At 67.8% G+C, this 13,220-nt stretch carries 12 protein-coding genes; 7 read left to right on the top strand and 5 right to left on the bottom strand.

Going from position 1 to position 13,220, the window contains the following annotated elements; genetic code table 11:
• Positions 1–84 precede the first annotated feature (84 nt).
• Positions 85–1,629, top strand: coding sequence for an acyl-CoA carboxylase subunit beta (locus NFL01S_RS27015; RefSeq protein WP_062979126.1), 1,545 nt, complete (start codon positions 85–87; stop codon positions 1,627–1,629).
• Between the two features lie 594 nt (positions 1,630–2,223).
• Here the strand turns inward: NFL01S_RS27015 and NFL01S_RS27010 are convergent.
• The gene (locus NFL01S_RS27010; RefSeq protein ID WP_062979125.1) at positions 2,224–3,294 is read right to left on the bottom strand and encodes a fatty acid desaturase family protein; all 1,071 of its coding nucleotides are present in this window, start codon (positions 3,292–3,294) and stop codon (positions 2,224–2,226) included.
• A 939-nt stretch (positions 3,295–4,233) separates the two neighbouring features.
• On the opposite strand from NFL01S_RS27010, the gene NFL01S_RS27000 reads away from it, so the two are divergent.
• A complete protein-coding gene (locus NFL01S_RS27000; protein WP_062979124.1) occupies positions 4,234–4,857 on the top strand; it encodes an MFS transporter in 624 nt (207 codons plus the stop codon).
• Positions 4,858–4,870: 13 nt separating this feature from the next.
• On the opposite strand, the gene NFL01S_RS26995 is transcribed toward NFL01S_RS27000, so the two are convergent.
• Complete coding sequence (locus tag NFL01S_RS26995) at positions 4,871–5,845, bottom strand: DUF2804 domain-containing protein (RefSeq protein ID WP_062979306.1); 975 nt, start codon at positions 5,843–5,845, stop codon at positions 4,871–4,873.
• 103 nt (positions 5,846–5,948) lie between these two features.
• Positions 5,949–7,394 carry a hypothetical protein gene (locus NFL01S_RS26990; RefSeq protein ID WP_157116991.1) on the bottom strand — a complete coding sequence of 482 codons (1,446 nt, stop codon included), beginning with the start codon at positions 7,392–7,394 and terminating at the stop codon, positions 5,949–5,951.
• A gap of 142 nt (positions 7,395–7,536) precedes the next feature.
• On the opposite strand from NFL01S_RS26990, the gene NFL01S_RS26985 reads away from it, so the two are divergent.
• A complete protein-coding gene (locus NFL01S_RS26985) occupies positions 7,537–8,763 on the top strand; it encodes a hypothetical protein (protein WP_062979122.1) in 1,227 nt (408 codons plus the stop codon).
• Between the two features lie 60 nt (positions 8,764–8,823).
• Here NFL01S_RS26985 and NFL01S_RS26980 read toward each other — a convergent pair whose 3' ends face one another.
• On the bottom strand, positions 8,824–9,579 hold the full coding sequence (locus NFL01S_RS26980; protein WP_062979121.1) for a class I SAM-dependent methyltransferase: 756 nt from the start codon (positions 9,577–9,579) through the stop codon (positions 8,824–8,826).
• A 198-nt stretch (positions 9,580–9,777) separates the two neighbouring features.
• Between NFL01S_RS26980 and NFL01S_RS26975 the strand changes: the two genes are divergently transcribed.
• The 3 genes from NFL01S_RS26975 to NFL01S_RS26965 all read left to right on the top strand — a co-directional run bounded on the left by NFL01S_RS26975 (position 9,778) and on the right by NFL01S_RS26965 (position 12,132).
• Entirely contained in the window at positions 9,778–10,539 is a 762-nt protein-coding gene (locus tag NFL01S_RS26975; RefSeq protein WP_062979120.1) for a hypothetical protein, read from the top strand.
• Positions 10,540–10,658: 119 nt separating this feature from the next.
• The gene (locus tag NFL01S_RS26970; RefSeq protein WP_062979119.1) at positions 10,659–11,099 is read left to right on the top strand and encodes a DUF2267 domain-containing protein; all 441 of its coding nucleotides are present in this window, start codon (positions 10,659–10,661) and stop codon (positions 11,097–11,099) included.
• A gap of 97 nt (positions 11,100–11,196) precedes the next feature.
• Entirely contained in the window at positions 11,197–12,132 is a 936-nt protein-coding gene (locus tag NFL01S_RS26965) for a DUF5996 family protein (RefSeq protein WP_062979118.1), read from the top strand.
• A gap of 137 nt (positions 12,133–12,269) precedes the next feature.
• Here NFL01S_RS26965 and NFL01S_RS26960 read toward each other — a convergent pair whose 3' ends face one another.
• Positions 12,270–12,773, bottom strand: a complete 504-nt coding sequence (locus NFL01S_RS26960) for a helix-turn-helix transcriptional regulator (RefSeq protein ID WP_062979117.1) — start codon at positions 12,771–12,773, stop codon at positions 12,270–12,272.
• Between the two features lie 5 nt (positions 12,774–12,778).
• Between NFL01S_RS26960 and NFL01S_RS26955 the strand changes: the two genes are divergently transcribed.
• Positions 12,779–13,123 carry a hypothetical protein gene (locus tag NFL01S_RS26955; protein ID WP_062979116.1) on the top strand — a complete coding sequence of 115 codons (345 nt, stop codon included), beginning with the start codon at positions 12,779–12,781 and terminating at the stop codon, positions 13,121–13,123.
• Positions 13,124–13,220 lie beyond the last annotated feature (97 nt).

Raw genomic sequence — 13,220 nt, 5'->3', positions numbered from 1 at the left:
CCCGGATCATCGGGAGTCCGGGTACGGTGACTACCGCCCCCGAGAACGGTGTGGTGTTCCTGCGGAAAAATCTGGATGTCATCGATGAATTCAACCGCCGAAAAACTCGCCGACCTGCGTAAGAAGCTGGAGATCGCGCAGGAGCCGGCCGGCGAGGCGGGGGCCGCCAAACGAGCACGTAAGGGCATACCGTCCGCCCGCGACCGCATCGCGATGCTGCTGGATCCGGGTACCTTCGTCGAAATCGGTGCTCTCGTACGCAATCCCACCGATCCCGACGCTCTCTTCGGTGACGGTGTCGTCACCGGACGCGGCCTGGTGGACGGGCGGCCCGTCGCCGTGTTCTCCCATGATCAGACCGTGTACGGCGGCACCATCGGTGAGATGTTCGGCCGCAAGGTCGCCGCGATCATGGACCTGGCGGGGAAGATGGGCTGCCCGCTGATCGGTATCAACGATTCCGGTGGCGCGCGCGTACAGGAGGCCGTGACCTCGCTGCGCTGGTACGGCGAATTGGCGACCATGATGGAACCGCTGTCGGGCGCGGTGCCGATGGTGTCGCTCATCCTCGGCAACTGCGCGGCCGGCGCGGTGTACCAGCCGATCTGTACCGATGTCGTGGTCGCCACGAAGAGCGCGCATATGTTCGTCACCGGCCCCAAGATCCTCGAGGACGCCCTCGGGGAAAAGGTGGATATGGAGGAACTGGGCGGCGCCTACAACCAGGCCGCCTATGGCAATATCCACCATATCGCCGAGGACGAGGCCTCGGCGTTCGCCTGGGTCCGCAACTATCTGAGCTATCTGCCGTCGAGTTTCTCCGAGCTACCGCCGGTCGTTAACCCCGGCCTGGAGCCGACGGTCACCGAATCGGACCTGGCGCTGAACACGCTGGTCCCCGACTCGGACAACGCTGTCTACGATACGCACGACGTGCTGTTGCGAATCTTCGACGACGGCGAATTCCACGAGATCGGTGCGGCCGCCACCACGAATCTGATCACCGGGTTCGCCCGCGTCGACGGCCGGCCGGTCGGCGTGGTCGCCAATCAGCCGACCGTGCTGGCCGGCGCGCTCGATGCCAAAGCCGGTGACAAGGCCGCGCATTTCATCCACATCTGCAATGCCTTCGAGATCCCGCTGGTGCTGGTGGTGGATACCCCGGGGTTCCTGCCCGGGGTGGAACAGGAGAAACAGGGCGTCATCAAACGCGGCGGGCGATTCCTGTTCGCCTACGTGGAGGCCACGGTGCCCAAAGTGACCGTGGTCGTACGGAAGGCCTACGGCGGCGGATGGGCCGTGATGGGGGCCAAGGCACTCGGCTGTGATGTGTATCTGGCGTGGCCTACCGCAAGGATCGCCGTCATGGGCGCGGAAAGCGCCGTGGGCCTGACCCAGCGCAAGGTCCTCGACGCCACCCCGGAGGATCAGCGTGCCGCGCTCCGGCAGCAGATGATCGACTTCTACAACGCCACCGTCGCGACCCCGTGGATCGCGGCCGAGCGCGGCTATATCGACGCGGTGATCGAACCGTCGGCCACGCGCCTGGAGTTGCGGCGGGCGCTGCAACTGCTCCGCGACAAGAAGGTCATCCGCTACCCACGTAAGCATCATCTGCTGCCCCTGTGACGGGAGTCCCCGCGGCGGGCGGTGATCGTGGCCGCGGATCCCGGCGCCGGCTCCGCATCGAGTACCGGCCGCCTCGGACAGACCGGTCACCACCCCCGGCGGATCCGGCCGTCGCACGCCGGTGGGCGCCGTCAGGGCGACTCGCTGGTCGCCATCGTCCCGCGCTGGGGTGCCTACTCGTTCCACACCGATCCGCAGGCGCCGTTCCGGAGGCCGGCATCTCCGGCGCGAGACTCCTCGGTGCCCCGGCGGTGGTCTTCACCGACGCCATCGCACACGGCGCGGGTGTCGATCAGCGCACGCCCACAGTGGGAACCGGTGTGCTGCACTGCCCGGTGGCGACCGGGTCCGCGTGGTGATCGATACCCGCCGGCTTCGCCGGGTCCGGGCCGCTCGGGGTCTCCGGGCCGCTGCCGGGCGTGCCGGACGGTCGCCCGGTGTGACATATGGAGACCGGGGCCTTCACGTTCTACGCGAAGACCCCGGCAGGCCCGGCCGGACTCTCGCCGAGCATCGGCGGTCGATGCTCGGCTATTCCTTTGCGGTGCCGATCTTTTCGGCACCCCGCCACGGTCCGACCGTCGTCGAAAGCTGCTACCGCTGCCCGACCGGCGAGCTGTCGGCGGCCCGCAGCGGCGCACCGACGCGATGCAGGTGCGTGAGCGCCTCCCGGTACGAGGAGATCAGCCCCGTCTCGTGGTACGGCACACCGATTTCGGCGCAGTAGTCGCGGACGATCACCTGCGCATGCCGCAGATTCGGCGTCGGCATGCTCGGGAACAGGTGGTGCTCGATCTGATAGTTGAGCCCGCCCAGCGCGATATCGGTCAGTACACCACCTCGGACATTGCGGGAGGTCAGCACCTGGCGGCGCAGGTAGTCGGGGCGTTCGTCACCGGTCAGGGTCGGCATCCCCTTGTGGTTCGGGGCGAATATGCAACCCATGTACACCCCGAACAATGCCTGGTGTACGGCGAAGAATACGAGTGCCTTGTCGACGGGCAGGACCGCGAACAGCGCGCCCAGATAGACGGCGAAGTGGGTGAACAGCAGCGCACCCTCGAGCACGCGGTTCTTGATCGACCGATTCTTCAGCGCACGCACGCCCGCCAGATGAAGGTTCAGGCCCTCCAGCATGAGCAGCGGGAAGAAAAGAAACGCCTGTGCCCGCCCGATGATACGGGCCGGTCCACGGCTGGCGCGGGCCTGCTGCTGCGACCACACGAGGATATCGGGCGCTACATCGGGATCGAGTTCCTCATGGTTGGGATTCGCGTGATGGCGGGTGTGCTTGTCCTGCCACCATCCGTAGCCGAGGCCGATACCGGCATTGCCGACCACCCGGCCCACGATCTCCGTCGGCCGTCGCAACCGGAAGACCTGACGGTGCGCGACATCGTGCATGACCAGCGCGACCTGGGCGAAGGTCACGGCCATGAACGCCGCGATCAGGAGCGTCCACCACGAATCTCCGACGAGGACGAACGCGGCCCAACCGGCCACGAACGCGAGCCCGACGGCGCTGAGCCGCACGACGTAGTAGCCGGGTCGCCGCTCCATCAGTCCGGCGGCGGAGATCCGGCGCAGCAAACGGCCGTAATCGCCGTCGGCACCGCGCCGTGATGACTTGGGAGGGGACTTGTGCGCCAAGGCAGGTGTCGTCATAGATCTTCCTGAGAGTCGGGACGCGAACCCACCTCCGCCCGTTTCGGTGACGAACGGCCGCAATCGATCGGAGCTCGGAACCAGAGGGTACTGCTCGGTGCGTCGGGACGGGTGACGAATTCGATACCCCTGAACCTATCGGCCGGATTCTCGTTGCGGGTAATCCTGCGGTACCGGAACCGAGTAGCACTCCGGTGTGAGAAGGCGGGCCCGCCGCGGCCCCGGAACCGCCGCCGGATCAGGCCGCTGTTCCGATCTCCACCACCCGCGCCCATGCCGGCGGCCGGTCCGGAACGTAATCGGGGCTGTGTTCGCTCCATCCCCGCCGTCTGGGGAACAGTCCCACCACCGTCCGGCACGCCGGCCGACCGGTCGGCCAGGGGTCTGGCCGTCGGTCAGTGCGACCACCACGTCGGGATGTGGCCTCGTACGCAGCGCCTTGGCGAAACCCGTGCGCAGATCCGTACCACCACCGCCCACCGGTGATATTCCCTCCGCGCGGCACAGCGGGTGCGCGATCCGGACAGCCGCATCGCACGACAGGACGGTCACCAGATCGCGCCTCCCCCGACAGCACGGGTGATGGCGGCCACCTCGAGCAGCGCACTCCCCAGTTCGGCATCGCTGACAGACCCCGACGTATCGATGATCACGCTGCCCCGGGGGTGTACGCCGCAGGCTCGGCAGCACCACCCCGGGCACACCGGCCGAGCGCCGGGCGGGTCTGCCGTACGTGTAGTCCGCGCCGACACGGGGGGGCCGAAGCCGCCGAACGGATGGCCGCTCCCAGCAGGTCCCGCCACGGTTGCGGCGGATGCAACACCTCGTCCGCCCAGCGGCGCCATGCCTGGGATGTGCTGCCCGGCCGGCCTACGATGCCCTGCGCCACGCGGAACCGGACCAGTCCGCGTTCCTGTTCACTGAGACCGTTCGCGCCTGGTGGGCCTCAAGATCATTCGGGCGGGCGTGGTTTCGGTGCTGCCGTTCGTCGACCAGGTCTGGCAGATCTACGTGTTGATCGCGATCCTGCACACCGCCTCGGCCGCCTTCACACCCACCTATCAGGCCGTTATCCCCGATATCCTGCCCGGCGAACGCGACTACACGAGGGCACTGTCAGCGGCGCAACTCGCCGCGACCAGGGAAACCCTGCTCAGTCCGATGCCGGCCGCAGCCGCACTGGCTCTCATCAGTTTCCACTGGTTGTTCGTGGGCACCGCGATCGGTTTCGTCATCTCGGCCATACTCGTGGTGAGTACCCGTATCCCGGATGCCGGGGCAGCCGCGGAGGGGTCTTTCCGCAAACGCATCGCGGTAGGAATGCGGATCTTCCTGTCCACACCCCGGCTGCGCGGGGTGCTCGCGCTCAACCTCGTCATCGCGACCGCAGGATCGATCGCATGGTGCTGTCCCACCTCGCCTGGCGGGTCACCTACCCGGTCACTGGCCGGCTCACCACCACCGCGGGAGTCACCGCGACCTGGGTCACCCTCGCCGTCCTCGCCACCGGCGCGGCCTCAGCCGCGACCCGCCTGTGGCCCCGCCACGATCCCGGCGGCCTGATCCCGGCCGGTGGTCACCAGCGGTTCCGGGTCTCCTCCGCCCAGCCGACCGCGCCGTCGAGGTCGAGCCGGCGGCCGTCGTCGGTGCGGGCGCGGCCGTGGAAAGTCCCGAAACACTGGTGGACGTCGTTGGCCAGAACGAGCAGATCGGTTTTCGCCGTGCGCGTATGGAACGGCCGGAATTCGGCGTCGACACGTTCACCGGTGATATGCCAGGGCCGCGACCAGTTCTCGCGGTCGTAGTCCCACTGCAATTCGTCACTGATCTTGTGGACCCGGCCGTCCACGATGAGGGCGTTCTCGGTGCTGCCGGTGCCTTCGGTCCATTTGCCACCGAACTGGACTCCGAGGCCGGGCTTGTAGCCGGCGGCCCAGTTCCAGCTGATGGCGTACGGCCATTTTCCGCGGCCGTGGTCCAATACCGCGAAGGCGCCGTCGAATACGTACTCCCGCGCCCCCAGGATCAGCGTCCCGGAGGCCGGCCGGCCCACATCCTTGACCGTGTACTGGAAGCGCCGAGTACTCCACGGTACGACCACACCCAGGGATTCGTGGCCGCGCGGCAGTTCCGCCCGGACCGACAACCGCACGCCGGCCGCGCGGGCCTCGATCACGGTTCCGGACGCGTCGTTCGACAATACGATTTCGATACCGCCGCCGCGTACCTCGTTCACCCCCTCGCCGCTGCGCTCCCCCATCACCGCACCCCGCCCGAACGGCACCGTCGCGTCCCGCGTGGTCTCTTCCCCCGTTTCCCGGTCCAGCACGTAGATGCCGTGCACCCCGGCGTAATCGAGCGTGGACGCGACGATCCCCACGATATGTTCCGGAGTGACGATCCCCCAGTACTCCCAGCGTTTCCGGCGACCCCACCCGCGGAGATTCCCCCGGTGCAGGGGCCGCCGCGTCCATCCGACAGCGGCGGGGTCGAGCCGGCCGTCCGGGCGGCAAAGGTCGACGGGTTCGGTGATTTCACGTTCGGTCGCCATACCCGTCCGCAGCTCCTCCACGACTCGGCGTCCACATCGCAGCAGAGGACACTACTCGGCCGGGCCCGCGCCCCTCGGCACCTGGCCCCGGTGCCGCGGCGGATCAGCCGGACAGGTACTGCCCGCCCAGTGTGTAGTAGGCCGAGTCTCCATGTGCCTGGCTGTAGTCGACCTCGATCACGTATTCGTCTCCACCATCCGAATCGAATCTGCTCGCCGGCCCGATGGATATCTTCGCCATCACGCGATCCACGGGATCGATACGGTAGCGGGTCATCGCGTCGTCACGAACACGGGTGAGCACACCCGGGTCGATATCGGCGAACCGGAAACCGGGAAGACCGGGCTCGCTGCCGTCGTCGTCGGGGCCGGTGAACTCGCCGGCATCGGCGCCGGTGCGGTAGACGATTCCGTTCCGGACGAAACCCACCTCGAAGGAACCGGAGCGGCGGTCACCGGAATCGGAGCGGTCGAGCGTGATCGAGTCCAGCCGCGGGGCATCGGCCGGAACCCCACGAGCCGTCAAGGCGGCACCCACCTGGTCCAGCGCCGCGGCAAGATCGCCGGCCGGCCACCACGGTGCGACCGTCCCGTCGGGCAGTGCGTCCATCCGGTATTCGGAGCCGTCGCCGAACCAGCTCTCCACCAGAAGGGGATGGGCGCTGCCGAAGATATCCTCGGTATCGCGCGATATCTCCATCCGGTTCGGTTCCCGTTTATCCGGCGGCAGCATGGCCCCTGTCCTGGACAGAACATCACGCGCCGAGAAGTTCTGCAGGTCGGCCAGCGAAAAGGTATCCCGGGCGCGGTGCGGAGTTTGCGCGTCGCGCACCTCCCAGCCGTCGGCGCGGCCTTCGAAAACCCGTGACCGGTCCCCGCCGAGATACACCCACACCTCGACATAGGACTCGTTGACAGTGATATTCAGTATCGAATCCAGCAGATCAGGTGCTTCGGCACTCACATGGGCCACCGCGTCGTCGTACCACTGCCACACCGGGCGTTCGTCGGGCCCCGGCGCGGACAGCACCGCCGGCGGCGACACCGATACCTCGCTCAGGTCCCAGAAGTCTCCCGGCGGCAACAGCATCGTCGCCCACATCGCGGCAGCCGCGACCAGGGCCGCCGGGACATGCTTCCGGACGCCACCGTGTTCGGTCACCGGCACCGCGTCCGGCACACCGACCGCTTCCGCCGGTAGTACACCGCGCCCGTTCCGGACGATCTCGGCCAGCTGGTCGGCGGACAGATTCGCACTGGTCTGGAAACGGAACGGTGTATCGCCCGGCGGACGGGCCTCACCGGCGACAAGAGTCGGCGAGGTGCCGACGAGCGTCGTGGTCCGGTCGATGAGATCCACTTGCACCGGTACCGAGTCGCCCTCGGAGACAGTGCAAGCCGCCCGGACGAAATCGCTGACCACCAGTCCGATCCCGACCGCGGAGACGATCAGCGCGGCCAGGAGGAACCAGCCACCGGAGTAGGCGCCGATCGCGATCCCGCCGCCGACGCAGGCGCCGCCCACCGCGGCACGAACCATGGAATTCACCGGCGCCCCTGTCGATAGACCGGAAATACGGCCCGCCGGAACTGCTGCAGAGCGTCGGACACAGGCCAACGATACGCGCTGAGCACCGCCGACGGCGGCGTCGCGGTAACGTCTGCGGTATGCGCTCGACGATTCCGCGACCATGAGAACCCCCGCGAAGGGCACCGCCGCGGCGCTGATCACCCGGACCGAATTCCTGTCCACCGCTGCCCGGGTTCGCCGGACGCTCGGCGCAATACTGCTCCTCGGCGCCGCGCCACTGCTGGTCGTGCTCACTTTCGCCGGCCTGGCGCCGGGAATCATCGCCTCGGTCGTCGGCGGGGCAGTGACCGGTTCGCTCGCGCTGGCCGTCACCGGCCCGCCCACCACGCGCCGCGCGGCCGTCCGCCTCGGACTCGTCGACGAACAGATCCTCATCGGCACCGATAACGCCGGGGCGGCGGATTCCGCCGATATCGTGCGCCCGCTTTCGGAACTGACCGGTCTCGAACAGCCCCGCACGCCGGCTCCGGAAACGCATATCGATGCCGCCCGCCAAGACCTGCGCATACAAGGCAACCGATATCTGCGATTGACATTCGCCGACGGAGCCATACACCTGGTCGCGGTGCCCGAATCCGATCCTGTGGCCGCGGAGATCATTCGCCGGCTCCGTGAAGCGCTACCGAGTGCCTCAGCGGAGGAAAGTGTCCCGGCCGGAGAACCGGCGACGGAAGCTTCCGCGGTAACCGTGGATTCCGGCGCCCCCGGCAAGCGGGCGAAACAACAACCTGCCAGTACTACGGACACCACCCGGGCGATAACCGGGCAACCCGCCGACGACCGGTGGCCTAGCGCCCCCAGCGCATCACCCGCCGCCGATATCCGGCTGTGGGAGGCCGCTCGCACCACCCACCGGCGGGTGCTGTCCGAGTACGGCGCCTACGAACTCGACCCCACCCTCTTCCTCCGCTACCCCGGCGTCACCGACATCACCCGGGATCCGGTGATGGACTTCCACACCGCCCTGGCGGAGGCACAGGCGCTCGCCACCGACGCCTATCCCGGCGACGCCGGTTACGCGGGCCGCTACCGTGCCGCGGTCGATACGCTGCGGCGCACCTGGATTCGTTGTGAACGCGACGGGAAAGCCACCGGGACCGGTTATCTGCACGATAACGACCGTTCCGATCTCGATACCGCCGCCAAGCTGTACAACCATGCGCAGGCCACCGATAACGCCGATGAGAAGGCGTCCTATCTACGTAAAGCGCAGCGGATCATCGTCGACCTCGAGGCCCGCGGCCGGGTGCATCTCCCGCGCCCGGTCGTCGCCGCGCTCGAGGCGCAGGTCCGGCTCGCCCTCGAACCCGGCACCGCGGCGAGTTGAACCGGATGCGTCCGCGGTCGAGCCGCACCGGCGCAACGACGTGCGGGCCGGTCGGCGCCGTCAGGGTTTGGTGGCCTCGACCAGGGTCCGGGCGGCGTATGCGACGGAAGGCCCCTGCCGCTGGATCCGGTCGTGTAGCCGGTGCAGCCTGTCGCGATAGCCGTCGACGGTGAAACCGGGAACCATCCAGACCACCTTCCGAAGGAAATACACCACCGCGCCGATATCGTGGAATTCCATCCGCAATCGTTCGGTGCGCAGATCGGTGATTTCCAGACCGGCGGCCCGGGCAGCGGCGGCCTCGGTGGCCGGCTCCCGGGCCCGGCGCGCTTCCGGTTGCGGACCGAGGAAATACTCGACCAGTTCGAATACGCTCGCCGGCCCGACGTGCTGGGCGAAGTAGGTCCCGCCGGGGTGCAGCACCCGGGCTATCTCGTCCCACCGGAGGGTCGCCGGATGCCGGCAGGTGACCAGGTCGAACGCCGCGTCGGCGAACGGCAGCACCGCCTCGTCGGGGGTGGCGACGACGACCGCGCCCCGCGGGTGCAACAGCGCAGTGGCCTTCGCGATATTCGGCGGCCACGATTCGGTGACCACCATGGTCGGCGGGAAGGTTTCGGCGCCGGCCAGGACTTCACCGCCGCCGGTCTGGATATCCAGCGCCGCGGTGGCGGTTTCCAGCCGCGCGCTCATGAGCCGCTGGTACCCCCAGGACGGGCGCTCTTCGGTGGCCCGGCCGTCGAGCCAGGAGAAATCCCAGCCCGCCACGGATACCGACGCGGCTTCCTCGAGAAGGTCCTGGAAAGTCCGGTCCATGGGGGACGAGCCTGCCATCGGGACGATCCGGGGTCGACCGATTTCCGGTGCCCGGTGGTCCCGGCCGGTCGGCGCGGCTCCTCCGCACGATCGGACCACGGCTCCGTCGGCCATCCTGTTTCGCGGCGTGCCCAGGCAAGTGCGGGCACGGGTAGGCTGGTCAGCAGTGTGCCTCCGGCGACCGAAGGAATGCGAACGATGGAGTGGCTGCTGCTCGCCGTGGCGATCGTCGCGGTGGCGTCGATTCTGGTATGGCGGTCCCGGCAGCGCGAACAGCGCGCAATCGAGCTGACCGACGCACTCGCCGACGCTCGCCGCACCAACGAACGCCTGGGTGGGCAGATCTACAATCTGACCGGCACCAACACCGCCGCGCAACAGGCACTCGCCGACGCCGCGGAACGCCATAACGCCGCAGGCGGCCAGCTCGGCCAGGCCGCATCCGCTGTCCAGGCGCACCTGGCGAAGCAAACCGCTGTCGAAGGCCTGTACTACATCCGTGCCGCCCGTATCGCCATGGATATGGATCCCGGGCCGGCGGTGCCCGAATTGGAGGGCCGGGCGACCGCGGGTGAGGTGAGCGAAGACCGCGAGATCGACTTCGAGAACCGCCGAATCGCCGCCTCACCTCGCCCCTCGTCCACGACGCCGAACTACTACCCCGGCGGACGAGTGGCCGGCCGTCCGGTCCCGGCCGGGTGGTATTCCGAACCGTGGTGGCGACCTGCGATGATCGCCGGCGCCTGGGGTATCGGTTCGACACTACTGTTCACATCGCTGTTCACCGGTATGGCGGGCGTCGGCTACGGCGCGCAGGGTTTCGAGAACGGTTACGGTGAGGGATTCCAGGACGGACTCTCGGCCGGAGATCAGGGCGCGGACGCCGGAGGCGGCGACAGCTGGGGCGGCGACGCAGGTGGCGATTGGGGCGGATTCGATGCCGGCGGCTTCGACTTTTAAGCGGCCGTGGAGATGATCGTTGCCCGGCGTTCGAGCCATGGTGAGGCGTCCGGCTCCCGCCGTAGAATTGTGACATAGACCAGCGCATCGGACCGGCCACCTGGAAGGCAGGCAAACCAATGACGCATCACCATGACCCCCTCGCCGCCGGCACCCACACCGCCCATATCTGGTTGCGCGCGGTCGCCGACGATCTGGGCACCGAAGATCTCACGTTCGCCCTGCGCGCACTGCGCGCCTGGATGCACACTGTCCGCGATCGGATAAGCGTGGCCAATTCCGCACATCTCACCGCTCAACTACCGGATTTCCTGCGAGGTATCTGGTACGAGGGATGGGTGCCGAGCCGGGTACCGGGTGCGCACGGTGTCGCCGGCTTCGTCGAAGAGTTCGCGGAACGGGCCGGTATCTCCATAGGCGATGTCGCGTTCACGGCAGGCTGCGTAACCTCCGCGCTGGACCGGATGATGTCACCCGGCCAGCTCAACCACGTTTTCGCGGTGTTCCCGGACCGCTTGACCGGCGTACTCCGGGGTGAGGAGTTGCTCGCCGGGACCTGAACACGGCGGCCGCTACAGGCAGAAACCCGAATCGATCATCACTGGGTGCTGTCCGGGTGATTCTGCTCGGCCGTGTGCCACAGTCGAAGGGAGCGATATGCGCAGCACAGCGACCGGCGAGCACTGGCCTGCCCTGGAGGTGGCGGAGTGGGCCGATACCCGCGACACACTGCACATGTGGACCCAGATCATCGGCAAGCTCCGCCTGGCCCGGGCCCCGGCGGTCAATCATTGGTGGCACGTTCCGCTCTACGTCTCAGCACGCGGTTTGACCACTTCGGCCATTCCGTGCGAGCACGGGATGTTCGATATCGAGTTCGACTTCATCGACCACCAGCTGCACATCCGCACCAGCACCGGCGCCCGGCACCGGATCAATCTGGAACCCAAGTCCGTGGCCGCCTTCTACGCCGAAGTCACGGCCGCCCTGCACGCGCTGGGTATCGATATCGATATCCTGGCCAGACCGGTCGAGGTCGATCCCGCGATCCCGTTCGCCGAGGACACCACACACGCCACCTACGATCGGGACCACGCACACGACTTCTGGCGCCAGCTCCTGGCCGCCGACCGCGTCCTGAACCGGTTCCGCGCGTCGTTCGTCGGCAAAGCCAGCCCCGTACATTTCTTCTGGGGTGCGATGGACCTGGCCTATACCCGCTTCTCCGGGCGCCCCGCCCCGCCCCATCCCGGCGGCGCCCCGAACTGCGCCGACTGGGTCATGGTGGAGGGCTACTCCCATGAACTCGCCAGTACCGGCTTCTGGCCGGGCGGCTCGGCCGAAGGCAGTTTCTATGCCTACGCCTACCCCGAGCCCGACGGTTACGCGGAGACACCGATCCGGCCGGAGGCGGGCTATTACGACCCCGATGTCCACGAGTTCCTGCTTCCCTACGAGGTCGTGCGCACCGCCGACGACCCGGACACCACCGTGCTGGAGTTCCTCCGATCCACCTACGAAGCCGCCGCCGACCCCGGCTGGGATCGCGAAAATCTGGAGGCACGTCCCGCACGCCGCACCAGTGCCGACTGACCGGGCCACTCCGGCGGCCGGACCACCGGCAAAGTCGCGGGCCGGATATCGATCTTCCGATTCGAGACCCACCGTATCGATCTCACCGACGAGCTCCGCGGTCATCTACTGGCAGTTCACCAGGATCGGCACGCTGGTCACCGTGGCGAGGGCCGGGCGGATACGGTCTCCCGGCACTCGCGGATCTGGCCGGGAGTGCTGCCGAAACGCCGATGGAATGCCTTGGTGAAGCTGCTGACCGAATCGAAACCCGATCCGGTTGCAATATCGGTGATGCTGCGCCTCCGGAAGGCGGGACTTCGGAGGCGGTCGCGCGCCAATTGCAGGCATTCTTCCCGGATCACCTCGCTGGGTGTGGCGCCGGCAGCCCGGAACGCCAGCTGGATCTGGCGTACCGACCAGCCCAGCGCACGGGCTGTGCGTGCGACGGTGAGCTCCGGGTCTCCGGCATGGCTGTGGATATACCGCCGGGCAGCCGATTCCACGTGGGCGAGCTGGGTGGGCGGACTCCCCGGATCGCCGAGTATCTGCATGCAGAGCAGGTCGACGAGCTGTTCGGCGACCGTTTCGAATTCTCGATCGGTGAGTGTGGCGGCCTCGGTGTACAGGTTGCCGATGACTCCGGCCGCAACTCTCAGCAATTCGAGTGTCGACAGCCCTGGCAGCTGGTGCGCTGGCCACCCTTGCTCTCGCACCGTCGGCTCAGGCGTATCCGGTCGGCCCCGGGGGTATCGAGGGGCCGTGCCGAGGCCTGACTCCGGCCGAATGCCGGTTCGTCCCCTCGGCCGATGGTATCGAGTGGAAGTCCTACTCGGAGGCCTCGCTCAGCACCGGGCAGGCACTCCAAACGAATGTCTACGATAAGACCGGTGCCCTGGCCTGCGTAAACCACATCGGCGCCCCACCCACTTTCAAGATGTGCCCCCAGATAGCGGCGCTGATCCGTGCACTGCCGCCGCTACCTATCGGCCCCTCGACCGGCAGCAGCTGATCAGGGCCGGGTTGCAGTCGGACGCGGCAAATATCTCGGGACTCCGGGCGGCCCCCTCCTCGGCCGTTCACCATGTCGAGCGCGTCATCGAACCCGG

This window comes from Nocardia flavorosea NBRC 108225, from assembly GCF_001613385.1.
Classification (GTDB): domain Bacteria; phylum Actinomycetota; class Actinomycetes; order Mycobacteriales; family Mycobacteriaceae; genus Nocardia; species Nocardia flavorosea.
This window is presented reverse-complemented; position numbering and strand designations above follow the sequence as displayed.

Excerpts from the sequence above, each read along its gene's own strand:
- NFL01S_RS26995 (WP_062979306.1), bottom strand. The coding sequence starts at position 5,845 with ATGGCGACCGAACGTGAAATCACCGAACCCGTCGACCTTTGCCGCCCG.
- NFL01S_RS26980 (WP_062979121.1), bottom strand. The coding sequence starts at position 9,579 with ATGGACCGGACTTTCCAGGACCTTCTCGAGGAAGCCGCGTCGGTATCC.
- NFL01S_RS26965 (WP_062979118.1), top strand. The coding sequence starts at position 11,197 with ATGCGCAGCACAGCGACCGGCGAGCACTGGCCTGCCCTGGAGGTGGCG.
- NFL01S_RS26975 (WP_062979120.1), top strand. The coding sequence starts at position 9,778 with ATGGAGTGGCTGCTGCTCGCCGTGGCGATCGTCGCGGTGGCGTCGATT.
- NFL01S_RS26985 (WP_062979122.1), top strand. The coding sequence starts at position 7,537 with ATGAGAACCCCCGCGAAGGGCACCGCCGCGGCGCTGATCACCCGGACC.
- NFL01S_RS26970 (WP_062979119.1), top strand. The coding sequence starts at position 10,659 with ATGACGCATCACCATGACCCCCTCGCCGCCGGCACCCACACCGCCCAT.
- NFL01S_RS27010 (WP_062979125.1), bottom strand. The coding sequence starts at position 3,294 with ATGACGACACCTGCCTTGGCGCACAAGTCCCCTCCCAAGTCATCACGG.
- NFL01S_RS27015 (WP_062979126.1), top strand. The coding sequence starts at position 85 with ATGAATTCAACCGCCGAAAAACTCGCCGACCTGCGTAAGAAGCTGGAG.